The organism is Nocardia gamkensis NBRC 108242 (assembly GCF_001612985.1).
Taxonomy (GTDB): Bacteria; Actinomycetota; Actinomycetes; order Mycobacteriales; family Mycobacteriaceae; genus Nocardia; species Nocardia gamkensis.
In genome coordinates, this window is the sequence record NZ_BDBM01000038.1 from 48,469 (window position 1) to 71,794 (window position 23,326).

Annotated in this window: 21 protein-coding genes; 10 read left to right on the forward strand and 11 right to left on the reverse strand. The window is 69.2% G+C overall.

What is annotated here, in order from left to right; genetic code table 11:
- Window positions 1-8: 8 nt before the first annotated feature.
- The gene (locus tag NG1_RS26115) at window positions 9-2,540 is read left to right on the forward strand and encodes an ATP-binding protein (protein WP_062975057.1); all 2,532 of its coding nucleotides are present in this window, start codon (window positions 9-11) and stop codon (window positions 2,538-2,540) included.
- Window positions 2,541-2,582: 42 nt separating this feature from the next.
- The gene (locus NG1_RS26120; RefSeq protein WP_062975059.1) at window positions 2,583-5,129 is read left to right on the forward strand and encodes an ATP-binding protein; all 2,547 of its coding nucleotides are present in this window, start codon (window positions 2,583-2,585) and stop codon (window positions 5,127-5,129) included.
- A gap of 44 nt (window positions 5,130-5,173) precedes the next feature.
- On the opposite strand, the gene NG1_RS26125 is transcribed toward NG1_RS26120, so the two are convergent.
- From NG1_RS26125 to NG1_RS26145, 5 genes are all read right to left on the reverse strand, one after another.
- Window positions 5,174-5,719: a hypothetical protein gene (locus tag NG1_RS26125; RefSeq protein ID WP_062975060.1), complete on the reverse strand. Its 546-nt coding sequence runs from the start codon at window positions 5,717-5,719 to the stop codon at window positions 5,174-5,176.
- Between the two features lie 149 nt (window positions 5,720-5,868).
- Window positions 5,869-6,243: a hypothetical protein gene (locus tag NG1_RS26130; RefSeq protein ID WP_062975062.1), complete on the reverse strand. Its 375-nt coding sequence runs from the start codon at window positions 6,241-6,243 to the stop codon at window positions 5,869-5,871.
- 1,040 nt (window positions 6,244-7,283) lie between these two features.
- Complete coding sequence (locus NG1_RS26135) at window positions 7,284-8,033, reverse strand: DUF6008 family protein (protein ID WP_062975064.1); 750 nt, start codon at window positions 8,031-8,033, stop codon at window positions 7,284-7,286.
- A 178-nt stretch (window positions 8,034-8,211) separates the two neighbouring features.
- Complete coding sequence (locus NG1_RS26140; RefSeq protein WP_062975066.1) at window positions 8,212-8,832, reverse strand: TetR/AcrR family transcriptional regulator; 621 nt, start codon at window positions 8,830-8,832, stop codon at window positions 8,212-8,214.
- Between the two features lie 14 nt (window positions 8,833-8,846).
- Window positions 8,847-11,321 (reverse strand): phosphoketolase family protein, encoded by a 2,475-nt coding sequence (locus tag NG1_RS26145; protein ID WP_210750891.1) that lies wholly within the window; start codon window positions 11,319-11,321, stop codon window positions 8,847-8,849.
- 208 nt (window positions 11,322-11,529) lie between these two features.
- Here NG1_RS26145 and NG1_RS26150 point away from each other — a divergent pair, with 208 nt between their 5' ends.
- The 7 genes from NG1_RS26150 to NG1_RS26180 all read left to right on the forward strand — a co-directional run bounded on the left by NG1_RS26150 (window position 11,530) and on the right by NG1_RS26180 (window position 17,905).
- A complete protein-coding gene (locus tag NG1_RS26150; RefSeq protein WP_062975068.1) occupies window positions 11,530-12,111 on the forward strand; it encodes an FKBP-type peptidyl-prolyl cis-trans isomerase in 582 nt (193 codons plus the stop codon).
- A gap of 260 nt (window positions 12,112-12,371) precedes the next feature.
- On the forward strand, window positions 12,372-13,748 hold the full coding sequence (gene tig / locus NG1_RS26155; protein WP_062975087.1) for a trigger factor: 1,377 nt from the start codon (window positions 12,372-12,374) through the stop codon (window positions 13,746-13,748).
- A 234-nt stretch (window positions 13,749-13,982) separates the two neighbouring features.
- Window positions 13,983-14,570 carry an ATP-dependent Clp protease proteolytic subunit gene (locus NG1_RS26160; protein ID WP_040865480.1) on the forward strand — a complete coding sequence of 196 codons (588 nt, stop codon included), beginning with the start codon at window positions 13,983-13,985 and terminating at the stop codon, window positions 14,568-14,570.
- A 70-nt stretch (window positions 14,571-14,640) separates the two neighbouring features.
- On the forward strand, window positions 14,641-15,309 hold the full coding sequence (locus NG1_RS26165) for an ATP-dependent Clp protease proteolytic subunit (RefSeq protein ID WP_062975070.1): 669 nt from the start codon (window positions 14,641-14,643) through the stop codon (window positions 15,307-15,309).
- Window positions 15,310-15,770: 461 nt separating this feature from the next.
- On the forward strand, window positions 15,771-17,051 hold the full coding sequence (gene clpX, locus NG1_RS26170) for an ATP-dependent Clp protease ATP-binding subunit ClpX (RefSeq protein ID WP_062975089.1): 1,281 nt from the start codon (window positions 15,771-15,773) through the stop codon (window positions 17,049-17,051).
- A gap of 148 nt (window positions 17,052-17,199) precedes the next feature.
- Complete coding sequence (locus NG1_RS26175) at window positions 17,200-17,610, forward strand: STAS domain-containing protein (protein WP_062975072.1); 411 nt, start codon at window positions 17,200-17,202, stop codon at window positions 17,608-17,610.
- A 28-nt stretch (window positions 17,611-17,638) separates the two neighbouring features.
- Entirely contained in the window at window positions 17,639-17,905 is a 267-nt protein-coding gene (locus tag NG1_RS26180; RefSeq protein ID WP_062975074.1) for a ribosomal protein bL12, read from the forward strand.
- 133 nt (window positions 17,906-18,038) lie between these two features.
- Here NG1_RS26180 and NG1_RS26185 read toward each other — a convergent pair whose 3' ends face one another.
- From NG1_RS26185 to NG1_RS26200, 4 genes are all read right to left on the reverse strand, one after another.
- Window positions 18,039-18,920, reverse strand: coding sequence for a hypothetical protein (locus NG1_RS26185; protein ID WP_245660061.1), 882 nt, complete (start codon window positions 18,918-18,920; stop codon window positions 18,039-18,041).
- A 225-nt stretch (window positions 18,921-19,145) separates the two neighbouring features.
- The gene (locus tag NG1_RS26190) at window positions 19,146-19,715 is read right to left on the reverse strand and encodes a carboxymuconolactone decarboxylase family protein (RefSeq protein ID WP_062975076.1); all 570 of its coding nucleotides are present in this window, start codon (window positions 19,713-19,715) and stop codon (window positions 19,146-19,148) included.
- Between the two features lie 107 nt (window positions 19,716-19,822).
- A complete protein-coding gene (locus tag NG1_RS26195; RefSeq protein WP_062975078.1) occupies window positions 19,823-20,200 on the reverse strand; it encodes a nuclear transport factor 2 family protein in 378 nt (125 codons plus the stop codon).
- Window positions 20,201-20,242: 42 nt separating this feature from the next.
- Complete coding sequence (locus NG1_RS26200; RefSeq protein WP_063910440.1) at window positions 20,243-21,028, reverse strand: helix-turn-helix domain-containing protein; 786 nt, start codon at window positions 21,026-21,028, stop codon at window positions 20,243-20,245.
- A 349-nt stretch (window positions 21,029-21,377) separates the two neighbouring features.
- Between NG1_RS26200 and mihF the strand changes: the two genes are divergently transcribed.
- Window positions 21,378-21,692, forward strand: a complete 315-nt coding sequence (gene mihF, locus NG1_RS26205) for an integration host factor, actinobacterial type (RefSeq protein WP_040865486.1) — start codon at window positions 21,378-21,380, stop codon at window positions 21,690-21,692.
- Window positions 21,693-21,782: 90 nt separating this feature from the next.
- Here the strand turns inward: mihF and NG1_RS26210 are convergent, their stop codons facing one another.
- Together NG1_RS26210 and fdhD are read right to left on the reverse strand one after the other, a co-directional pair.
- Window positions 21,783-22,322, reverse strand: a complete 540-nt coding sequence (locus NG1_RS26210) for a hypothetical protein (protein ID WP_062975080.1) — start codon at window positions 22,320-22,322, stop codon at window positions 21,783-21,785.
- Between the two features lie 80 nt (window positions 22,323-22,402).
- Window positions 22,403-23,242, reverse strand: coding sequence for a formate dehydrogenase accessory sulfurtransferase FdhD (gene fdhD, locus NG1_RS26215; protein ID WP_062975082.1), 840 nt, complete (start codon window positions 23,240-23,242; stop codon window positions 22,403-22,405).
- Between the last annotated feature and the right edge of the window lie 84 nt (window positions 23,243-23,326).

Below are 23,326 nucleotides of genomic sequence, written 5' to 3' on the forward strand. Positions count from 1 at the left end.
TTCGTTTTATGTCCCTGGTTCAGGCACGTGGCGACGTGCTGCCTGCATCCACCAGTGAATTCTGCGGCCGGGAAACGGAATTGGACCGGCTGGGCGCGCTGCTGGACAGCGGCGCCCGCCTGATCACCCTGGTCGGCCCGGGCGGGATCGGCAAGACGCGGTTGGCCGCGGAAGCGTTGTGCCGCGGCGCGCACGCCCGGCGCAGGCCGGTGTACTGGGCGCGGCTGGCCGGGCTGGAGGCCGACAGCACCGCCACCGCGCAGGACGTGATGCAGTCGGCCGTGCGCACCGACCTCAGTTCGCCACCGACCCGTGACGCGCTGGTACGCACGTTCACCAGCGGAGACCGTTCCACCGAGCGCGCTGTCCTCGTCCTGGACAACTGCGAACACCTGCTCGGCGTGGTCGCGGCGATGATCGCCGAGTTGCTGGAATCCGCGCCGGGCCTGACCGTCCTGGCCACCAGCCGCGAACCGATCGGCTGGGCCGACGAGTACATCCTGCCCGTGCCGCCGCTGTCGCCGCGGCAGTCGCTCGAATTGTTCCGGCAGCGCGCCGAACTCATCGGGCGGGCGATCCCGGACGACCGCGAGGCGGTGGCCGTCGCCGCCCGGATCTGCCGCCGGGTGGACCACAACCCGCTGTTCATCCGCCTGGCCGCGGCGCGTCTGCGGCACCAGCCGCCGGTCATGGTGCTGCGCGAACTCACCGGCGACGCAGACGACAAACGCCTGCACTGGACCCACGGCGCACGGGCGGGCGCCGAGCAGCGCCACCGCGGTGTCTACGACGTGATCGCCTGGTCGTTCGCGCTCTGCGGCGCCTCCGAGCAGTTGCTGCTCGAGCGGCTGTCGGTCTTCGCCGCCGGGTACGAGACCGACGACGAGTCGCTGCGCGGGGGCATCGAGCTCGACGCCGCGATCGCGGTGTGCGCCGACGACGCCCTGCCCGCGAGTGCGATCGAACACCTGCTGGAGCGACTCACCGAACAGTCGCTGCTGTCGGCGCATCTCACCGCGACCACGGTCAGCTGGTATCTGGTGGAAAGCGTCCGCGTGTTCGCCCGGGAGCGGCTGCGCCGCCGGGACCGCGCGGAGTTCGACCGGCTCGCCGCGCGCCACCGCCGGTATTTCCGGGACAAGGTGGTCGCCGGGCAGGCCATCTGGCTCGGACCGCAGGATCAGGCCTGGCTGGCGTGGGCGCGCTCGGCGTGGAACGACATCGTGCTCGGCATCGAATCCGGTCTGGCCGACCCGGCGGAGGCCGTGGTCGCCCTGGAGATCGCCACCGTCCTGCTCTCGATGAAGGTGCCGTACGTCAAGTCCGGTGCGGGCGCGCTGACCCGGTTGACCGAACGCGCGCTGGAGGCCACCCGGGCCACCGGGCTGGGCCCTTCCGGGCTGGCCGACCTGGCTACCGCGCTGCTCGGCTGGATCTCGCTGTGGCAAGGGCGGACCGATCACATCCCGCAACTGCTCGCGGACTGCGCCACCCTCCCCCCGGGAGCCGGGCCGCGCTACACCGACATCGATTTCGGGCTGCCCGCCCCGGTCGAGTGGCTGTGGGGGCTCGAGCTGATGCTCGTACGCGGTGACCCGCGCGCCGTCACCGTCCTTGCTCGGGCCCGCCGCAAATTCGCCGAACAGGGCGATCGCATCGGCGCCGAACGCAGCGATGTGTTCGCGGCGTTCTGTTCCGCGCTCGTCGGCGACCGGCGGCAGGCGCTGGAGAACACAGCGCGATTCCTGGATCGATCGGTGTCGTCCGGCTCGACCTTGTCGCGCGCCTGGGCCGAGATCGCGCGCGCGGTGGCGCTGGCCAAACACGGGTCCGCCACCGAGGCGCTGACGCTGACCCACGGGGTGCTCACCCGCTACCGCGGCGAACCGGACACCTGGACGGCGAGCTGGGCGGTGGGCGCGCACATCGTGGCGCTGGCCCAGGTCCTCGTCGCACAGCGGGCCGAGGGCGGTGATCCCGCCGCGGCCGCCGACACCGCGCGGGAAATCGCCTACCTGGTAGGCGGATTCAAGACGCGCCAGCGATCGATGGGCATATCCGTCGACCGGGTCCCGCTGATCGCCGCCGAGATGCGCCGCGCCGCGGAGGTCTCCCGCGCGGTGCTCGGCGACCGCGCCTACGCCTCCGCCGAACGCAGGACGCGGCTGCGTCCCGAACTCGACGCGCTGTGGTCTCCAGCCCCGGATCCGGCGCCGCCCGCCCGGCGGCCGGACCGGCAGGCCGCTTCCCGGCCGGTGTCGCGGCGGCCCGCCACGCGCTGGAGCGACCTCTCGGAGGCCGAACGCGACGTCGCCGTCTTCGCGGCGGCGGGCTGGCCCAACAGCGCCATCGCGGGCCGCAGGCGCAGCTCCATCCGGACGGTCGACGCGCAGGTGGCCGCCATCCGGCAGAAGCTGATGATCGCCTCCCGCGCCGACATCGCGGCCCACATCCCCGACGAGCTCGCCGACCGGGTCCGGTACGAATCCGAGCGGCGGCCCAGCCGTAGCCGCAAAGGCAGGACGGGACGCGCCCATTAGGCTGCTCGAGCAGTGGTTTTCCGGATCGGTAGGTGCGTCGGCATGTCGGAGGTGAGCAGCGGCGGCGGCAACGGCCCCGTCGCGCCCGCGGAGTTCGTGGGCAGGCACGCCGAACTGCGGCGGATAGACGCCTTGCTGAACTCGTCGAGCGCCCGGCTGATCACCCTGGTCGGGCCCGGTGGCATCGGCAAGACGACGCTGGCGGTGGAGGCCGTTCGCAGATACCGCGGCGGGGCACGGCACACGGTGTACTGGACGCGCCTGGCCCGTCTCGCGCCCGGCGCGGAGACGGGAGCGGTCGCCGAGGAAGTGCTCTTGTCCGTCGCGAAGAACGGCATAGTGGGCCGCTCCGCATGGGACGGCTTGCTGGAGACCCTCACCGATGCCGGCGCCGAGGACGAGACGCACCGGACCATCCTGGTGCTGGACAACTGCGAACACGTGCTGGGCGGCGTCGGTCCGCTCGTCGTGGGCCTGCTGCAGGAAATCCCCGGCTTGACCATCGTCGCGACCAGCCGGGAGCCGGTCGGCTGGATCGACGAGCAACTGGTGACCGTGCCGCCGCTGTCCAGCGTGCACGCCCTGGAACTGTTCCGGCGGCGAGCCGAGCGCACCGGACGGCCGATTCCCGAGGACCCCGGACAACTGGCCATCGCCACCCGGATCTGCGGGCATGTCGACAACAACCCGCTGTTCATCCGCTTGGCCGCCGCGCGGCTGCTGCACCGGCCACCCGCGATCGTGTTGCGCGAGTTGTCCGGCGACACCGACGATCGCCGCCTGCAGTGGACGCACGGCGCCAGGGGCGGTGTCGGCGAACGGCACCGCAGCGTGCGCGACGTGATCGCCTGGTCCTACGGTCTGTGCACCGCGCCCGAACAGTTGCTGTTGGAGCGCTTGTCGGTTTTCGCCACCGGTTGCGACGCCGAGAACGACGAGACGCAGTCCGGCGGGGCCGAAGTGGACGCGATCGTGGCGGTGTGCGCGGACCCGGCGCTACCCCCCGAGCGGATCGAGGGGCTGCTCGAGCGCCTGGTCGAACGCTCGCTGCTGTCGGCCCACATCACCGCGGCGACGGTGCGCTACTACCTGCTGGAGAGCGTCCGGGTCTTCGTGCGCGACCGGCTGTCCACCCGCGGCGACCACCTGGACGAAGCGCGACTGCTCGCCCGGCATCGACGGCACTACCGCGACCGTGTCGCCGCGGGGCCCGCCACCTGGTACGGCCCGCGAGAGCAGGAGTGGATCGCGTGGGCGCGAGCGGCGTGGGACAACATTCTCATCGCCGTCGAGACCAGCCTCACCGATCCGGAGGAGGCGGTGGTCGGACTGGAGACCGCCGCGACGCTGATGGCGCTGCGCGTGCCGTTCATCACCGGCTCGAACCGGGCCATCACCAGTCTGACCGAGCAGGCCCTGGAGGTCACCGCGCAGGTCGAGCCGCCGCCGACCCGGCTGCGCATCAACGCGACCGCGCTGGTGGGCTGGATCGCCATCTGGCAGGGCAGGCACGCCTACACCGCGCAATTGCTGGACGAATGCGCCGCGGAGTGCCTGCCATCGGAACTGCGGGCGGGCTGGCGTGCGACGACGGCGACCGACCTCGGCCTGCCCGCCGCGGTGGAATTCACCTGGGGCCTCGAACTCCTGCTGATCCACCTCGACCTGCGAGCGGTGGACGTCTTGGCCAGGGCGCGCCGGAAGTTCGCCGTCCTGGGCGACCGGGCGGGGGAGCAGCGCAGCGAACTGTTCGAGGCCCTCACCTACGCGAACCTGGGCGACGCGGACGTCGCGCTCGGGGCCGCGCGCAGGCATCTGGACCGGGCCGTGGCTTCCGACGCCGGCTGGGCGACCTCCTGGGCGGAGCTGGCCTGGATGATCGCGGTATCCCGGCACGGCGATCCGCGCGAGGCGGTGAAAATCGGGCAGTCCACCCTGGAGCGCCTGCTGATCACCGGGGACACCTGGACGGCGGGCTGGGTCGCGCACTTCAGCATGATGGCGCTGACCTATCTGCTGTCCGCCCGGATCGAGGCGGGCGACACCGGCAGCGCCGAAGCGATCGCCGCCGCCACCGAGATCGCCCATCTACAAGGCGGAATCGCCACCCTGCACCGCTCGATGGGCATCGTCGCCGACCGGGTGACGCTGGTGGCTCGCGGCACCGCTCGAGCTGTCGCGGCGGTCACCGCGGTCATCGGCGCCGAGGCCCACGCGGCGGCGGTCCAGCGCGGCGCCCGGTTGCGTCCCGAACGCGACGAGCTGCAATTGCTGCTGCTCGGCAGATTGCCGGTCGACAAGCTGCCGAACCCGCGTCCGCAGGCCAGGTCCACCGCCTCGCGCTGGGAGGAGTTGACGCCGGCGGAACGCGAGGTGGCGGTGCTGGCCGCGGCGGGCTGGGCCAACAGTGCCATCGCCGCGCGCCGGGGCAGTTCGATCCGGACGGTCGATGCCCAGGTGGCGTCCGTGCGCAGGAAGCTGATGGCGGCCACCAGGGCCGACATCAGCTGGCACGTGCCGGATCACCTCGCCGAGCGGATCCGGCTGGAATCCGAGCGACGGCCCGCGCGAACGCGAGCGCGCCCGTGACCATCGTGACGGTCACGGGCGCGCGGTAGCCGGGATCGGGCAGGTCAGGTCAGCGAGCCGTCGTAGCACAGACTCGACGACCGCCAGGACCGCTGCGGGCCGCTACCGGGATCGAAGGCCCACTGGTCGATCGAGCCGGCGGCCTTCCACCACAGCGCTCCGCGTCCGTCCGAGACCACCTGGTAGACGTCCTCGGAACCCTCGATGAGCTGGCTGCCGACGCAGTAGTCGTTGTAGTCCGTGCCGTACTGCCGGGCGCCGGGGCTGAACAGGCCTGCGGGGTGGGCGTAGGCGCCCGGGTTCGGCACGGTGCTGGCCTGACGCGCGGGAGCTCCCCGATGCCAGTACGGCGCGCCCAGTCCGTCGGTTCCGCAGGCGAAGGTCCAGCCCCCTGCCACGACCGTGGTGCCCTGGCCGTAGGCGCCCCCCGCCCAGAGGCAGGCAGCGCCCTGAGCCTCGGCGGTGCCCGCGCCGAGGCTCAGGCCGCCCGCCGCCACCGCTGCCGCCGCCAGCAGGGTGAGCGTCCGTACCGTGCCGCCGCGCTTGTCGTCACACGCGGTCGGCCGGCGAAGCCCGCTAATCTTGATCATGAGTGTTTCTCTTTCGTGCGATATCCCGGTCGGAGTAGATTCCCGGGAATGGTGATACTTCAAGTAATGTGCCGCTAAGTAGCGGGACGATCAGTCCAGGGGGACGTCACGGAAGGTTTCGAGTGCGAGAGCGTGCGCCGGCCCTGCGGTCACCGGCACCAGGTGGCCTGCGCCCGGCAGACGGTGTAGCCGGTGCCGTCCGGGCGGGCCACCCGCGACCAGCTCGAACCGTCGGACTCGTCGCCGGTGGGGACGTCGGCCGGTGCCGCCTGGCTCTGCCGCTGGCGGTAGTCGCGGACGGCCTGGTCGGCCTCATCGGCGTCCAGCCGGTCGTTGTTGCGGTGGTGGTAGCCCATGGGGTCGACGTGACGCCAGCCGGTGGTGTCGCCCGTGCCGTTGCGCGGGTCGGACGGACCCGAATGCGACTCCGCTCCCGCGATACCCGCGGCGCCCGCGGTGAGCGTGCCGACGATCGCGGCACAAGCGAGCAGTCTGGCGGCGAGATGAGTGGTGTTGGCGGTCATCGTAAGTCTCCGTTCGGATTTCGCGCTGTGCACGGCGGTACGGCGCGAGCTGCGGCGGTGCGGCGAACGTCGGTGGTCGGGGTTGCCGCGCGAGGTGGGGGCGGGGAGGGGATCGGGGTGGCATCCGTCGCGGACATGTCGTCCGCGGGGCGGTGCCGATCGGCTCGGTCCCGGTCGTCGGAATGGGGAGAGCCCGGCCTGTCGTATCCGTGGCGGCCCGGGTCTGCTGCGGGGCGCGGGGCGACGGTCGTGTCGGGCCCGGCCAGCGCTTCGGTCGACGCCGGGGTTTCCGGCGTGGCCGCTATCGCGCTCACGATCAGCGGGCGGACGAGCCAGGTCTGTGTCCGTCGCTGGTGCGGCGTGATGCCGGTCATCGTTCGCGTCCGTTCATCTCGCCACCTCGGGATCGGGGATCGGTCCGGTGTGGTCCGATCCGTGGGTCCCATCTATCGTGCCGTTGGATAACGTCACATTAATCGACGGGTCGATCATTTGTCGAGAGGTTTCTCATGCGTGGGAATGCTCGGCGGATTCCTCTCGGAGGCGGCGTCCTAACCAGCGGGGAAGCTGATGCCCAGCATCTCGGCGCCGAGCGTGCGGTGAACCGCGGGCACATCGAATGTGATGCGTTACCGGCCGGGCCTTCGCCGAGACCAACTCGCGGGTCACGAAGATGTGGGTTCAGCCGTGTGCGGGATCGGAGGGCTGAGCAAAGGGGGCGGCGCTCCCGTCCACCGGTTTGCCGCTTGTGGGCGGGTGAATCAACCGCGGCGAGCAGCAGCTCTGCGCGGGGCGACCCCACGTCGCGTTGGTGGGTCGAATACGAGCGGTCGCGGGCGGTTGCGGTGGTGGCAAACCGCGAGGTCGGCCTTCGAGCATTGTGCCGTCGATCGGCGGTGTGTTCGGCAGGGGCGGGTCTACGCGCGAAGAAGGGCGTCCGCCGGGATGGCGGACGCCCTCGTTTTTCTCGGGCTGTCACGGTCCTGCGCGGATCCGTGGCGGCGATATCGGTGCAGAACCGTCTACGGCTCTGCTATCGATCAGGCTTCGGTCACCGCCGCGAATGCCGGGGCACCCGAACCCTCGGCCGCGGCCGGCGCGCGCTTCGGCTTCGCGGCGGCGGGGGTGCGGAACGGTGCTTCGATCACCGCGCGTTCGCGCCACAGGTGATACAGCGCGACGGCGAAGATGGTCGTGCCGATCACGTTGGCCAGGAAGTGCCACCAGATGCGGTACGTCGCCGCGCCGGGGCCGGGGTCGAGCAGGCCGAAGATGGTCGACAGCCCGATCGCCTTGGTGCCGAAGGCGACCGTCAGGGTGAGCGCGAGATGCTCGAGTCCGTGGATGCCTTGCATCAGCACGCCCATGCGACCCCACTTGCGTGCCTTGCTCTCCAGGGCGTGGTGGGTGACCAGGGCGATGCCGACCAGTCCGGCGAGGAAATGGAAATTGCCCACCAAGTGCAGAAGTTCCATGCCGAGCGCCGGCTTCATGTGGTCGACCCGACCGAATCCGTTGGCCAGGCCGGTGCCCCACGGGGTCATCCACGCCGGTGAGTTCGGGTGCTGGATCCAGTACCCGACCTGTGCCACGTGCTCCTGGAAGTGTCCTATCTGGGCTACCACGCCCAGTGCGATGACACCGAGTGCGGTACGGAACATCCATGGTCGCAGAGGTTTACGCACCGCGACGGCGAGTACGCCGACGGCCGCCCACATGACGACCATCCAGGCCACCATCAAGATCGCACCTAGGATTTCCAACCCGGTCGCTTCGGCTGTGTGGTTCATGAGAACCGCCCTTCTGCGCGCCCTCCGGCAACGGCGACGGATGGGGGACTGCTACGGAAACGCGTGGAACGCGTTGTCCGCAAGATACAAGGTGCCGACGACATCTGTCCGAGATTTCCGAATGCGCTGGAGTAGGGACCCATTGGGTCGTGTCATACCCGAAACGTATGGCGCTTGCTCAGAGCGGTCGCAGAAAGCCTTCGACGATGCGATGGGCGCGGGCGGCGGCCTCCGGATCGCCGAGTCGCAGCGCGGTATTGGTGGCGCACAGTACCGCATCGATCTGGAACGCGACCAGATCCGCGTCCAGTTCGGCGATCTCACCGGCGGACGCCGCCGAGCGCAGCTCCCGTGCCAGCAGCCCTACCCACGCTCGCTGATCGCGGAACAGGGCATCGCGCACCGGGCCCGGCTTGCTGTCGCACTCGGCCATGGTCGCGACGCGGAAGCAGCCGCCCGGGAACAGCGGCGTCTCGGCGTAGACCATCCAGTGGTCGAGCAAGGCTCGCAGCCGGGCGACGCCGTGCGGCGCGGAACGGGCCGGTTCGACGACCGCTTCCACGAACCGGTCGCGCGCGTGGTCGACGGCGGCCAGTTGCAGTGCTTCCTTGGTGCGGAACAGGGTCTGGATGCCCGCCTTGCTCAGTCCGGTGTCGGCGGCCAGCCTGCCGAAGCTGAGGCCGTCCAATCCATCCAGCGAGGCGATGTCCACCGCCTGCCGCAGCACCGTGGCGCGAGTTCGCGCACCGCGCAGCAGTCGCTTGTCGGTGATCTCGGCGGCGTGCGGGCCACTTTCCATACGGTCGATCGTACTTACTCGCGGCCGCTCCCGTAGGGCCAGCTCCAGTCGGCTACCTCGGGGATGTCCGCACCGTGTTCCCTGGTCCACGCGCGAGCCGTCCAGCGCGCGTCGACCATCTCCTGCCGCAGCCCGGCGGCGCGCTCACCCAGGCTGGGCACCCGATCGATCACGTCCATGACGAGGTGGTATCGGTCCAGATCGTTGAGCATCACCATGTCGAATGGCGTGGTCGTCGTGCCCCGCTCCTTGTAACCACGGACATGCAGTTCGCCGTGATTGGTGCGCCGATAGGTCAGCCGGTGCACCAGCCACGGATAGCCGTGGAAGGCGAAGATGACCGGCCGGTCCCGGGTGAACAGCGTGTCGAACTCGCGGTCGGGCAGGCCGTGCGGATGCTCGTCCCGCGGTTGCAGCCGCATCAGGTCGACCACGTTGACCACTCGGACGCGCAGCTCCGGCAGCCGCTCGCGCAGGATCGCGGCCGCGGCGAGGGTCTCCAGCGTCGGTACGTCGCCCGCGCAGGCGAGCACCACGTCCGGCGTGGTGCCCGGCTCGTCCCGGTGGCCCGCCCACGGCCAGATGCCGATCCCGCGCGCGCAGTGCTCGGCGGCTTCGGAGACCGACAGCCAGTCGGCCTGGGGCTGCTTGCCCGCGACCACCACGTTCACGTAGTGCCGGGAGCGCAGGCAGTGGTCATAGGTGGACAGCAGCGTGTTGGCGTCCGGCGGCAGGTGCACCCGCACGATGGAGGCCTTCTTGTTCAGCACCACGTCCAGGAAACCGGGGTCCTGGTGGGTGAATCCGTTGTGGTCCTGGCGCCAGACGTGCGAGGACAGCAGATAGTTCAGGCTGGGAATCGGGCGCCGCCACGGCACCGCCGAGCTGGCGTCGAGCCATTTGGCGTGCTGATTGAACATCGCGTCGACGATGTGGATGAAGGCCTCGTAACAGGTGAACACACCATGCCTGCCGGTCAGCAGGTAGCCCTCCAGCAAACCCTGGCACATGTGTTCGGACAGCACTTCGATCACCCGGCCGGTGCGGTCGAGCTTCTGATCGCGAGGGTCGATCTCGGCTTGCCAGGCGCGGCCGGTGACCTCGAGGATGTCCTGTAACCGGTTGCTGGCCAGTTCGTCCGGCGCGAAGGTGAGGAAGTTGTCCGGATTGCGCCTGGTGACCTCCCGCAGCCAGCCGCCGAGCACCCTGGTGGCTTCGTGCTCGGTCGCGCCCGGCGCGGGCACATCGACGCCGAAGTCGCGCCAGTCCGGCAGGCGCAGGTCGCGCAGCAGCGCGCCGCCGTTGGCGACCGGATTGGCGCTCATCCGCCGATCGCCGCCCGGTACCTGAGCGATCAGTTCCGGCGCCGGCGCGCCGCTGTCGTCGAACAGCTCCTCCGGACGGTAGGAGCGCAGCCACTGCTCCAGTACCGCGCGGTGCTCGGCATCGGTGCGCGCGCCGGGCAACGGCACCTGGTGCGCCCGGAAGGTGCCCTCGACCTGGTCGCCGTCCACCACCGGAGGACAGGTCCAGCCCTTGGGTGTGCGCAGCACGATCATCGGCCAGGTGGGCCGCGCCCCGTCACCGCCGCCGCGCGCGGCGCGCTGGATCCGGTCGATGCGTTCCATGCTCGTGTCCACCGCCGCGGCCATCGCCTGGTGCACCGCCGCGGGATCGTCGCCCGCGACGACGATCGGTTCGTAGCCGTATCCGCGCAGCAGGGCCAGCAGTTCCGCTTCCGGGATGCGCGCCAGGATGGTCGGATTGGCGATCTTGTACTCGTTCAGCGCCAGGATCGGCAGCACCGCGCCGTCGCGCGCCGGGCTGAGGAACTTGTTCGCGTGCCAGCTCGTGGCCAGCGGTCCCGTCTCCGCCTCGCCGTCGCCCACCACGCAGAACACGGTGAGATCGGGATTGTCCAAGGCGGCGCCGAACGCGTGCAGCAGCGAATAGCCGAGTTCGCCGCCCTCGTGGAAGGAGCCCGGAGTCTCCGGCGCGCAGTGACTCGGCACCCCGCCGGGAAAGGAGAATTGGCCGAACAGCGCGCCCATGCCCGCCGCGTCCTGCGAGATGTGGCTGTAGAGCTCGGAGTATGTGCCCTCCAGCCAGGCGGACGCGTTCGGGCCGGGACCGCCGTGCCCGGGGCCCGCGACGAAGACGGCGTTCAGCCCGCGTTGCCGGATCGCGCGATTGGCGTGCGCCCAGACCAGATTCAGGCCGGGCACCGTGCCGAAATGCCCGAGCAACCTGGGCTTGATGTGCTCGGAGCGCAGCGGCTCGCGCAGCAACGGATTGGCCATCAGATAGATCTGGCCGACCGCGAGATAGTTGGCGGCCCGCCACCACGCGTCGATCGACGCCAGTTCGTCGCGTTCCAACGGGCCCGGCATGTCCGCGAGCCGGTAGGGACGCGGGGCGACGGTCCGGCCGCCGGTGCTGCCGACGTTGTCCGCCGAGGTATCGCCACCTGCGCTTGCCATGTGGGTCATACGCCGACTCTCCTCACGTTCGGGTATCGAGGACAGCGGCGCCACGAGTGGCCGCCGTCCCGGTCCTGCAACGGTTGCCGATCGGAATCGACAACGCCGGATGGAGATTCATCGCCAGCCTAGCCGGAGCGAGGTCCCCGCGGCGGTCCGCGCGTGTCGCGGGAAGCTCGCCCCGCCCGGCGCCCGTTCGTGGTCTAGGGTCCGCGGCATGCACATTCTCGGAAGGATCATCGGTATCGGCGCCCTCGCCGCGACGACCATCGCGCTGGCGGCTTGCGGCTCGGACGACGAGCCGACCGCCACGACCGTCTCCGCGACGAGGACCACCGCGGCGGCGGGGCCTTCCCCCGCGCAGCGCCCGGCCACGCAGAGCAAAGGCCGGGAGTGCACCGCCGAGGACATCGGCGTCACCGGTGGCTTCGGCGCCGCGCCCACCGTCACCATCCCGGACGACTGCGACCCGCCGAAGCAGTTGATCGTCAAGGACCTCATCGAGGGCAGCGGGCCCGGCGCCGCGGCGGGGCAGCGGCTCACCATGAACTACGCACTGGTCACCTGGTCGGACAAGAAGACGCTGGACAGTTCGTTCGGTCGCGGCAAGCCGTTCCAGCTCGACCTCGGCGCGGGCCAGGTCATCGACGGCTGGGACCAGGGTCTCGTCGGCGTCCGGGAAGGCTCGCGCAGGTTGTTGATCGTGCCGCCGGAGCTGGGCTACGGCGCGGGCGGGCGGGGCATCGCGCCGTACGAGACGCTGGTCTTCGTCACCGACGCGGTGTCGGTGGGGAAGTGACCGCGGCCCTCGCGGCCCGCGGAGCCACCGCCGGATGCAGGTCCGCTCGGCCGGTCAACTAACCTGGTCGGGATGCGTGGCGTACGCCGCATTCCTCGTCGTCTCGGCCGAGGCCGGGACTCCGGTCCGGATCTGCGCCGGTCGGGGGAGTGCGGCAGCCAGCGTAGGGCCGCCTCATCCGCCGTTCCGACTTCGGAGTGCCGGGGAGGCACCGCACACCGAACGTCAACCAGTACGAACAACGAACAAGGAGCATGTCCGTGAAGAGCACCGTCGAGCAGCTGAGCCCGACCCGGGTCCGGATCAATGTCGAGGTGCCCTTCGAGGAGCTGAAGCCCGATTTCGACCGCGCGTACAAGGCACTGGCCAAGCAGGTCCGTATCCCCGGCTTCCGTCCCGGTAAGGCGCCCGCGAAGCTGCTCGAGGCCCGCCTCGGTCGCGGCGCGATCCTGGAGCAGGTGGTCAACGACGCGCTGCCGGGTCGCTACAGCGAGGCCGTCACCACCTCCGAGGTGAAGGTCATCGGCCAGCCGGAGATCGAGATCACCAAGATCGAGGACGGTCAGGAACTCGCCTTCACCGCCGAGGTCGACGTGCGTCCGGAGATCACCCTGCCGGACTACGAGAGCATCGCGGTCACCGTCGACGCGTTCACCGTCGGCGACGAGGACATCGAGGAGCAGTTGCAGTCGCTGCGCCAGCGCTTCGGCACCCTGACCGGTGTCGAGCGTCCGGTGCAGGACGGCGACTTCGTCTCCATCGATCTCTCGGCGACCGTGGACGGCCAGGAGGTGGCCGAGGCCGCCACGACCGGCCTGTCCCACGAGGTCGGATCCGGTCAGCTCATCGAGGGCCTGGACGAGGCGCTGGTCGGATTGTCGGCGGGCGAGTCGAAGGAGTTCACCTCCACGCTGGTCGCGGGCGAGCACGCGGGCAAGGAGGCGGTCATCACCGTCACGGTGCAGTCCGTCAAGGAGCGCGAGCTGCCCGAGGCCGACGACGAGTTCGCCCAGCTGGCCAGTGAATTCGACACGCTGGAAGAGCTGAAGGCCGATCTGCGCAGCCGCGTCGAGCGGGTCAAGAAGGTGCAGCAGGCGGGCGAGATCCGCGACAAGGTGCTGGACACCCTGCTCGAGCAGGTCGAGGTGCCGCTGCCCGACGCCGTGGTGAAGGCCGAGATCGACGCCGTGACCCACGACGCGGTGCACGGCTTCGATCACGACGAGGCCAAGTTCGCCGAGGCGCTCGAGGCGCAGGGCAGCACCCGCGAGGAGTTCGACACCGAGACCAAGGAGGCCGCCGAGAAGTCGGTCAAGACCCAGCTGCTGCTGGACGCGATCGCCGAGGCGGAGGGCACCCAGGTCGGCCAGGACGAGCTCACCGAGCGGATCCTGTTCCAGGCGCAGCGCTACGGCATGGCGCCGGAGCAGTTCATCCAGCAGGTGCAGCAGGCGGGCCAGCTCGGCGCGGTGTTCGCGGACGTGCGCCGCGGCAAGGCGCTGGCGGGCGTGGTCGGCAAGGTGACCGTCACCGACTCCGAGGGCAACACGGTGGACACCGCCGAAATGTTCGGCGCTCCCACCGATTCCGCGGACGAGGACCAGGCCGTCGAGACGGCCGCGGCGGACGCCGAATAATTTCATGGAATGTCGGCGTGCTCGACGCCCGAGAGGTGCGCTGATTGCGCTGTGAGCGAAGAAAGGGCGGTACCGGGAGTTCGGTGCCGCCCTGCTTCGTTAATGTTTGTGACGACAAGTCGGATAGCCCGCCCGATGGGGTGCGGCATATCCGACCAGTGATGGCTATGTGGCACTCCGCAACGAGCCGGCGAGAGAAGGCAGGTATCCGTGACAATCAACCAGGCAGGGGTCATGACAACCGCGACTGCTGGTCTCAACCTCAGTGATTCGGTGTACGAGCGCCTGCTGCGTGAGCGCATCATCTTCCTGGGCACGCAGGTGGACGACGACATCGCGAACAAGCTGTGCGCGCAGATCCTGTTGCTCTCGGCGGAGGATCCCACCAAGGACATCTCGCTCTACATCAACTCGCCGGGCGGCTCGGTGACGGCGGGCATGGCCATCTACGACACGATGCAGTTCGCCGAGTGCGACATCGCCACCTATGGCATGGGCCTGGCCGCGTCGATGGGGCAGTTCCTGCTCACCGCGGGCACCAAGGGCAAGCGCTACGCGCTGCCGCACGCGCGCATCATGATGCACCAGCCGTCCGCGGGGATCGGCGGCTCCGCGGCCGACATCGCGATCATGGCCGAGCAGTTCGCGCACACCAAGCGTGAGCTGAACGAGCTGCAGGCGCTGCACACCGGCAAGTCGGTCGAGCAGGTCACCACCGACGCCGACCGCGACCGCTGGTTCACCGCGTCCGAAGCCCTGGAGTACGGCTTCATCGACCACGTGATCAGCCACGCGAACCAGGCCAACGGCGCCAAGAAGTAACGCACCGGATCACCCACAGGCCCCCGGACACCTCGAACGTCCGGCCGCCGCACCGACTTTGGAGACGAAGATGGCCAATTCGATCGACCCGCGCGCCGGCCTGTCCGGCATCGCGCCGCAGAGCCCGCAGGCTCGCTACATCCTGCCGTCGTTCATCGAGCACTCGAGCTTCGGCGTCAAGGAGTCCAACCCGTACAACAAGCTGTTCGAGGAGCGCATCATCTTCCTCGGCGTGCAGGTGGACGACGCCTCGGCCAACGACGTCATGGCGCAGCTGCTGGTGCTGGAGTCGCTGGACCCCGACCGCGACATCACCATGTACATCAACTCGCCGGGTGGCTCGTTCACCTCGCTGATGGCCATCTACGACACCATGCAGTACGTGCGCGCCGACGTCGCCACGGTCTGCCTGGGCCAGGCCGCCTCGGCCGCGGCGGTGCTGCTCGCCGCGGGCACCCCCGGCAAGCGGGCCTGCCTGCCCAACGCCCGCGTGCTGATCCACCAGCCGTCGCTGGAGGGCGGCATCCAGGGTCAGGTGTCGGACCTGGAGATCCAGGCCGCCGAGATCGAGCGCATGCGTCGCCTGATGGAGACCACGCTCGCGCGGCACACCGGCAAGGACGCCGACACCATCCGCAAGGACACCGACCGTGACAAGATCCTGACGGCCGAGGACGCCAAGGAATACGGGATCATCGACACGGTGTTCGACTACCGCAAGCTCAGCGCGCAGAAATAACGCGCGAACAGTCGTTTCCGGCCCCGCCGGGAGGACTGGGGCGAATCGCCGATCCCGGCGGCGGTAAGCTCGGAAATCGTTCTATGACAGGGAATTCCGGCCGGGAAGCATGCCATGGGTGTGCCACCCGGCCGGACCGCTCGTCGCGCCGCCGCGGTTCGAGAATGTGTTCGAACCCCGCCGCGGCGCGAGGTGCGGTCCGGAGTGTTCGAATGCCGATCAGGCGGGCGGTCCGCCTTTCGGCGTCGTGACAACTCGCACAACCCGCGCGAGAAACATGCGCGAGTTGTCGACCTCCGTCCCGAACACCGGGTACGGTCGACCTAGGGACCTTTGCTCCCGGTTGACAGCACTGCCCACCGGCCACGATTCAGTCGATGCGTTTGCGGCTGCGAAAGTGGTGGACAGCTGGCAACCTGGACGGACGGTTGCACGCGGACAAGGAAGTAGGGACCCACGAGATGGCGCGCATCGGAGATGGCGGCGATCTGCTGAAGTGCTCGTTCTGTGGAAAGAGCCAGAAGCAGGTCAAGAAGCTCATTGCGGGACCAGGGGTGTACATCTGCGACGAGTGCATCGATCTCTGCAACGAGATCATCGAGGAGGAACTCGCCGAATCGAGCGAGGTCAAGCTCGATGAGCTGCCCAAGCCTGCCGAGATCCGGGACTTCCTGGAGAACTACGTCATCGGCCAGGACACCGCCAAGCGCACTCTCGCGGTGGCCGTCTACAACCATTACAAGCGCATCCAGGCCGGTGACAAGAGTCGCGACAGCCGCGGCGAGACCGTCGAGCTGGCCAAGTCCAACATCCTGATGCTGGGCCCCACCGGCTGCGGCAAGACCTATCTGGCCCAGACGTTGGCGAAGATGCTGAACGTGCCGTTCGCCATCGCCGACGCCACCGCGCTGACCGAGGCCGGGTATGTCGGCGAGGACGTCGAGAACATCCTGCTGAAGCTGATCCAGGCCGCCGACTACGACGTCAAGCGCGCCGAGACCGGCATCATCTACATCGACGAGGTCGACAAGATCGCCCGCAAGAGCGAGAACCCGTCGATCACCCGCGATGTGTCCGGCGAGGGCGTGCAGCAGGCCCTGCTGAAGATCCTGGAGGGCACCCAGGCGAGCGTGCCGCCCCAAGGTGGGCGCAAGCACCCGCACCAGGAGTTCATCCAGATCGACACCACCAACGTGCTGTTCATCGTCGCGGGCGCTTTCGCGGGCCTGGAGAAGATCATCTCCGACCGCACCGGCCACCGCGGTATCGGCTTCGGCGCCGAGGTGCGGTCCAAGGCCGAGATCGACACCACCGATCACTTCGCGGACGTCATGCCCGAGGATCTGATCAAGTTCGGCCTGATCCCCGAGTTCATCGGCCGTCTGCCGGTGGTCGCCTCGGTGACCAACCTGGACAAGGAATCGCTGGTCAAGATCCTCTCCGAGCCGAAGAACGCGCTGGTCAAGCAGTACGTCCGGTTGTTCGAGATGGACGGGGTCGACCTCGAGTTCACCGACGACGCGCTGGAGGCGGTCGCCGATCAGGCGATCCTGCGCGGCACCGGCGCGCGTGGTCTGCGGGCGATCATGGAGGAGGTCCTGCAGCCCGCGATGTACGACATCCCCAGCCGCGACGACGTCGCCAAGGTGGTCGTGAACGCGGACACGGTCAACGACAACGTGCTGCCCACCATCGTGCCGCGCAAGGCGCAGCGGCCGGAGCGCCGGGAGAAGTCGGCGTAATTCTCGGGTGTGGCGGCCCCTTCCCGGGGGTACACATTCGTGAGGGTTGAGCAGACAGCCTAGTTCCGGCGGCCCGGTCTTCCGGAGCGCATCAGCACCCCGCACACCTCCTCGGGAGATTGTTGCGGGCGACAGGACCGAGGTCCTCATGTCGGCAGGCTTGGCCACTCCCACGTACGTTCTCACCGCCGCTCGCAATGCCGATCACCCTGCGGAGCGGCTCAAGATCTCCGTCACGGCCCCGAGCGACCATGTCACGCTATGCGCCCTTGCGGGCGAAGTCGACTATTACACCGTCGAGGTGTTCCGTCGCAGACTGATCGGTTCACTGGGTACGGCGGCGCCCCTGGTGGTCGTCGATCTCTCCAAAGTCACGTTCTTCGGCGTCGCCGGGCTGTATGTCCTGGTCGACGCGCGGAGCATGCTGACGCAGACCGGTCGCCGGCTACGCCTGGTCACCGGTGCGTGGTGCGTGGACCGGCTGCTGCAACTGGCCGAGGACCTCGGGCGTTTCGAAACCCGGACGAGTCTCGCCGACGCCGTGCTCGACGCGGCGTGAGGAGCGGCGCCGGTCGTTACGATGGGTCATGTTTGCCAACCGGCGCTTGGAGCGCAAGGTCGACGCGTTACACGTCAAACTCGATCTGATCATGACCCAGCTCGGCATCGAGGCGCCGACGTCGGCCGCACCACCGCGCGCCGTTCCGTCGGTCCCGCGGGGTGACGGCATGGCGGAGATCGACGGATTACTGGCGCAGGGCAAGAAGATTCACGCGATCAAGCGGTACCGGGAACTCACCGGGTGCGGGCTCAAAGAGGCCAAGGACGCGGTCGAAAGCCGGTACCCGTACTGAACACCGGTGCGGTGGACGGGGGCCGGTCTCCACTCGACGGCTCACGTCCCCCCGGCGGCGGCCCCGACTGTCGTTCGCACCCGCCGGACGCTGTGCTCGGTGACGACTTCTGTTGCGCCGCTGAGCGATAGATCTAGCCGTGTGCACCTTGTGCCAACGGCGCGTGCAGATTCATCGGGAACTCCGCGGCCGCGCCGGACCGGATGTCCTCCGAAGAGGGTTCCGGCGAGGGCTCGTGCCCGGTCGGGTCGGGCAGGCTCCGCACCTGCTCGGTGGCGTAGCTGATCGCGCGTCCGTATCGGGCGCTCGCGGCGTCGTGGATGAGCAGCGCGACACCGATCATCACCGGGGCCACCCCGTGCACGGCGGCGTCGAACCACCGCCCCTCGCTCACATACGGGTAGGTGTTGAGTCCCACGGTAAGCGTCAGCAGGGCGACTTCGGCCGCCGCCACCTGGCTGCGGTTGTCCAGCACGCCCCACTCGGTGACCTTGTTCGTGCCGATCATGATGATGATCAGCGACACGCTGATCATCGCCTCGAGCAGGTAGCTGAACCAGTACAGCGGGTCGGTCGGGCCACCCGGCGCGATGTTGTGCTGGACGTTGACCGCCGACCACAGCATCCCGGCGGCGACCACGCCGGCCAGCGAGCCGAGCGACCACGAACGGTGCCGGTACAGCGACGCCAGCCTGGCATGCGGACTGGACGCGCGCCGCTGCGCGGCGATGGCCTTGCGCGCCAGCAGCAGGTCTCTGATCTCGGCCTTCTCGATGGCCTCCGAGGTGTTGCGCGCGCGGTCGGACGCCGCGGCGGACGCCTCGGCCTGCTTCCAGCGCTGGTCGCGATCCTGCGTCCGGATGCGTTCGGCCAGTTCGCGTTCCTCGAGCAGTTCCTCTTCCGACAGCGCGCCGGTCAGCGCCGGGTCGAACTGGTAGGCGAGACGGCCTCGGGCCTTCTCGACCCGTCTCGCCAGCCGTGCGACGTCGTCGTCCGAGGTCTGTTCGTCGAGCATGCGGCTCCAAAGGGTTGAGCGGAGGGGAACTCGAGAAACCGAAGACGCCGGCACGGCCTGCCGTTGCGCGAAATTCGCGACGGCAGCTCGTCGACCGCGGCACGGTCAGGCGACGTCAACACCTCCTATTCTTAGTGCATTCCGGGCTTTAACGACAGTCCGGAGTGCCCGCGGCGCCGAAGTGCCAGGTCGCCCCCGCGCGTTTCCGCAGCGCCACGGCCGCTTTCACGCCCAGGGCACCCGGCAGGAATCCGTGCTGAAACCCTGTGCGGTGATCCCGAGCGCCGAATTGAACCGGGCGCGCGAGTTTTCCAGCGCGATGTGATAGCTGAGTTCGACCACGCCCGCTCGGCCGAAGCGCCGCTCCAGGTCGGCGACCTGCTCGTCGGTGGCAGTGGTCGGGGTGGCGGTCATCGCGTCGGCGTAGGCGATGGCGGCGCGCTCGTCGTCGGAGTACAGCGGCGAGGTCGCGTAGTCGGCGATGTGTTCCAGCCGCGCGACGTCCAGTTCACCCAGGCGCATGAGCATGGCGCCGAAGTCGACGCACCACGAACAACCGATCGTCCACGCTGTGCGGTAGACGGCGATCTCCCGGATGACGGCGGGCAGGGCGGTGCTGGCCTTGTCGACCATGGTTTCGTGGACGGCGTTGGCGGTGAGCAGTTTCGGGTGGTTGGCGGTGACGGCGAACGGCTCCGGCACTTCGCGGAAGCGGCGCTTGGCCAGCCGGTAGAGCAACTTGGTCATCGGGCCGGCCTGCTGCGGGGTGACGGCGGCTATACGGGTGGCGCCCATGTCGATCTCCTTCGATCAGCGGATCTGGTTCCTACTTCTCGGACGAGAGACCGTGCCGGAATGTGATGGGGCCGCGATGTGACGTGGCGCACCCGGCCGCCGCGCGACTACTCGGGTTCGACCCGCATGTCCTCCTGACTCCAGTAGGCGCGCATCCCGGTGATCCGGCCTTCCTCGTCGAACTCCATCACGTCGATCGGCGACAGGACGAAGCGCTGTCCGCCGACCTTGGTGACGATGGTGAACGGGAACGCGGCCTGATTGCCCGCGATCCTGACGTTCTCGGGCCGCAACTCGGTCTCCCGATCCAGCGCGGCGATCACTTCGTAGAACTCGCGGATGGCAGCGTGGCCGCGCTTGGGCGGGGTGCCGACCGGGTCCTCCACGATCGCGTCGGGCGCGTACAGCGCCACGATGTCCTCGGTCGGGCCGGAGCCGACGAGCTTGACGTACTGCTCGACCACGTCGCGGATCTGCTTGGCCATCGAGTCTCCTCCGAAGTGAAACGTGTTCTAGTTTTTTTCAGCCTAGCAAGTTCTCCTGCCCGATTCGATCCCCTCGGGCCCGTCCGGAACGACGATCTGGACGCGGGTGGCGAGCAAATCGGAAGCGGACAGCCCGAACAGGGTGCGGAACGCGTCGCTGAAGTGCGAGGGGCTGGCGAATCCGGCCGCGGCCGAGGCCGTGGTGAGGTTCGCGCCTCCGGCGATGGCGCGTCCCACGGCGAGCATCCTGGCCCAGAGGCGATAGCGCCGGAACGAGGTCCCCGTCTGGGCGGCGAACAGGTGCAGGAAGCGCGATTCCGACAGATGTGCCGCCGCGGCGAACCGCGCGGCGGGGAACGTCGCGGCGGGATGTGCGTCGAGCTCGGCGAGCGCCGCCGCGATGCCGGCGTCCAGCGGGGGAATCGGCGCCGTACCGACGAGGTCCGCCAGCGATCCCGGGTCGGGGCGAACGCTGCCCGATGCTGTGACCAGTGCGTCCTCCGCCGCATGGCAGAGCCCGAACTCATTGTCCCACCGCGTCATTCGGTCACGACAGGCGCGCGCGGCAGGCGAACCCGGATCCGAGTAGCAGAACATCATGTGGTCACCGTCGGTGACCACCCGGTGGACCCGGCGCGGCGGCACGAGGGCACTGCGCGCGGAACGTGCGATGCCATCGGCCGCGAGGGTGAACGGAGCATCGATCCCGACCGCCAGGCAGTCGACCGCGGTCGACTGCGCGTCCAGGCGCAGTGACGGCCCGCGATAGATCGCCCGCCCGGCCCACAGCCAGAGCATCGCGGGCAATGTGCGCGGGGCGTTCGGCATGCCGCCATGCTGGCACGGCTGTGCGGGTGACCGTGTTCGGTTGTCGTTCACCGCGGCGGGTACGGGGGATCGCCGTTGATCCCCCTGGTTCGACGTTGAACCGTCTCCGTGCTCGGTGTTCGCTGGGTCTGTCGGGGAAGTCGCCGCCCGTGTTACCGCCGCTGTTCCTTTCGTCCTTTTCGCCCGTCGAGCGTCGGCCGTTCACCGGTTCCGACGGCGCGAACCGGGGAAATTCATCGCTATTTCCGCTGTTCGTGCCCCGGTGTGTCGAGCTTGCGCTCTCGGTGGCGTGCTGTTTACTCGGTCCGGTCAACCAGATGTTCGAGTGACGAGTGGAAGCGGAGGAGACATGGCACTGCCTACCATGACCGCAGAGCAGCGCACCGAGGCGTTGGCCAAGGCGGCTGCGGTCCGCAAGGCACGCTCCGAACTGATCGGCAAGGTGAAAGAGGGCAAGGTCTCGGTCGCGGACCTGCTGAAGAAGGCCGATTCCGACGAGCTGGTCAAGAAGACCAAGGTGGCCGCGGTGATCAAGGCCCTGCCCGGTGTCGGGCCGGTGAAGGCCGCCAAGCTGATGGACCAGGCGGAGATCCCCGAGGATCGCCGCATCGGTGGTCTCGGCGCGCGTCAGCGCGCGGCACTGCTCGAAGCGCTGAAGGACTGACGGGCGGGGAATTCGGCGGCGCATCCTTTGCGGACGCACCGGATCACGCCCGTGGTGATCTCCCACGGGCGTCCCGCACTACCCGGCCGGTCAACGGGACGGCCGCGTACGGCGGCGCGGGAAACGCACCGTGACCGGCTGCGGATCCGACAAGGGGAGGTCGCCTCGCGGCGGGGCGAAGACGCAGACCGCTCCACCGACCACGAGCAGCAGCGCCGCGATCAGGCTGGCCGCGAAGCTCGCCGCGCCCATTTCGGCGGGCTTGTGCAGGACGTGGTACAGAAAATGGGGGACACCGAAGGTCAGCCATCCGATGCCCGCCATCCGGGCCGCCGTCGTCCGGTCGAGGACCAGCGCGGCGATCGTCACCGCGGTCAGCGCCAGGAAGAAGGAACCGACGTCGGCCGCCAAATGATGGTTGTACGGGCCGTCCGCCGCCACCCACCGAATGCCGAACCCCGGAAAACTGGTGTACCAGGAATGCGGCGCCAGGGTGGCCCAGAGGCCGACGACGGCTCCTTGCACCGCCAAGACGGCCAGCACGATCCGCGTGAGCAGCAGGCGACGGTGCTGCTCGAACCGCATCCGCACCCGCAGGCCCTCGGAGTTCCCCTGCACCGAGATCCGCATCGGTCGCTCCGTTCTCGCCGAACCCGTTTCGGCTCCGTGCAGTCACGGTAAAGCGGGTATCCGGCGCGGGCAATAGTGAGTCAGGCCAACAACGAGTCGGCGCCCGGCTCGACCCGAATTCGCTCGGGGTAGCTGTAGATGTTCATGGTTTCGCCGCGGAGGAAGCCGACCAGGCAGAGCCTGGCATCGATGGCCAGGTCGACCGCGAGTGAGCTGGGTGCGGAGACCGCGCCGAGCATCGGGATCCCGGCCATGACGGCTTTCTGCACCAGTTCGAACGAGGCGCGCCCGCTCACGATGAGCACCAGATCGTGGGCGGGGACCCGGGATTCGCGCAGGGCCCAGCCGATCACCTTGTCCACCGCGTTGTGCCTGCCGATGTCCTCGCGCACCGCCAGCGGCCGGCCTTCGGCGGTGAACAGGCCCGCGGCGTGCAGTCCGCCGGTGGCGTCGAACACCGACTGCCGGTCACGCAGCATGCCGGGCATGGCGGACAGTGCGCGGGTGTCCACCGCGGGCAGGCCGGGCGGCAAGGGAAACCGGGTGCGGGTGCGGACCTCGTCCAGGGCGGTCTTGCCGCACAGCCCGCAGGCTCCGGTGGTGAGGAAGGAGCGGGCCGGTGCCCGGACCGGGGTGCGCAGGGTGACGTCGAGGACGTTGTAGGTGTTGCGGCCCTGGTCGTCGGTGCCCGCGCAATAGCGGGCCGCCACGATGTCCTCGGCGGAGCCGATGATGTCCTCGCTGAGCAAGAAGCCGTGCACGAGGTCGATGTCATCGCCGGGGGTGCGCATGGTGACCGTCAGCGACTGGCCGCCGATGCGGATTTCCAGCGGCTCTTCGACAGCGAGGGTGTCCGGACGCTGGATGTCCGCGTCCGGAGTGATCCGACGCATCCGGCGGCGGGCGGTGACGCGACTCATGCGGTGTGCCTCTCGCCCTGCGTGGTTACGCTGCGCTGCCGCCTGCGGGCCTGACCGCTCATGCTGTGTTTGTTGTCGGCATGG

Excerpts from the sequence above, each read along its gene's own strand:
- NG1_RS26145 (WP_210750891.1), bottom strand. The coding sequence starts at position 11,321 with ATGACCCACATGGCAAGCGCAGGTGGCGATACCTCGGCGGACAACGTC.
- NG1_RS26190 (WP_062975076.1), bottom strand. The coding sequence starts at position 19,715 with ATGGGCGCCACCCGTATAGCCGCCGTCACCCCGCAGCAGGCCGGCCCG.
- NG1_RS26200 (WP_063910440.1), bottom strand. The coding sequence starts at position 21,028 with ATGCCGAACGCCCCGCGCACATTGCCCGCGATGCTCTGGCTGTGGGCC.
- fdhD (WP_062975082.1), bottom strand. The coding sequence starts at position 23,242 with ATGAGTCGCGTCACCGCCCGCCGCCGGATGCGTCGGATCACTCCGGAC.
- NG1_RS26195 (WP_062975078.1), bottom strand. The coding sequence starts at position 20,200 with ATGGCCAAGCAGATCCGCGACGTGGTCGAGCAGTACGTCAAGCTCGTC.
- NG1_RS26135 (WP_062975064.1), bottom strand. The coding sequence starts at position 8,033 with ATGAACCACACAGCCGAAGCGACCGGGTTGGAAATCCTAGGTGCGATC.
- NG1_RS26160 (WP_040865480.1), top strand. The coding sequence starts at position 13,983 with ATGACAACCGCGACTGCTGGTCTCAACCTCAGTGATTCGGTGTACGAG.
- NG1_RS26115 (WP_062975057.1), top strand. The coding sequence starts at position 9 with ATGTCCCTGGTTCAGGCACGTGGCGACGTGCTGCCTGCATCCACCAGT.
- NG1_RS26165 (WP_062975070.1), top strand. The coding sequence starts at position 14,641 with ATGGCCAATTCGATCGACCCGCGCGCCGGCCTGTCCGGCATCGCGCCG.
- NG1_RS26140 (WP_062975066.1), bottom strand. The coding sequence starts at position 8,832 with ATGGAAAGTGGCCCGCACGCCGCCGAGATCACCGACAAGCGACTGCTG.
- NG1_RS26185 (WP_245660061.1), bottom strand. The coding sequence starts at position 18,920 with ATGCTCGACGAACAGACCTCGGACGACGACGTCGCACGGCTGGCGAGA.
- NG1_RS26175 (WP_062975072.1), top strand. The coding sequence starts at position 17,200 with ATGTCGGCAGGCTTGGCCACTCCCACGTACGTTCTCACCGCCGCTCGC.
- NG1_RS26120 (WP_062975059.1), top strand. The coding sequence starts at position 2,583 with ATGTCGGAGGTGAGCAGCGGCGGCGGCAACGGCCCCGTCGCGCCCGCG.
- NG1_RS26125 (WP_062975060.1), bottom strand. The coding sequence starts at position 5,719 with ATGATCAAGATTAGCGGGCTTCGCCGGCCGACCGCGTGTGACGACAAG.
- NG1_RS26150 (WP_062975068.1), top strand. The coding sequence starts at position 11,530 with ATGCACATTCTCGGAAGGATCATCGGTATCGGCGCCCTCGCCGCGACG.
- mihF (WP_040865486.1), top strand. The coding sequence starts at position 21,378 with ATGGCACTGCCTACCATGACCGCAGAGCAGCGCACCGAGGCGTTGGCC.
- NG1_RS26180 (WP_062975074.1), top strand. The coding sequence starts at position 17,639 with ATGTTTGCCAACCGGCGCTTGGAGCGCAAGGTCGACGCGTTACACGTC.
- NG1_RS26130 (WP_062975062.1), bottom strand. The coding sequence starts at position 6,243 with ATGACCGCCAACACCACTCATCTCGCCGCCAGACTGCTCGCTTGTGCC.
- clpX (WP_062975089.1), top strand. The coding sequence starts at position 15,771 with ATGGCGCGCATCGGAGATGGCGGCGATCTGCTGAAGTGCTCGTTCTGT.
- NG1_RS26210 (WP_062975080.1), bottom strand. The coding sequence starts at position 22,322 with ATGCGGATCTCGGTGCAGGGGAACTCCGAGGGCCTGCGGGTGCGGATG.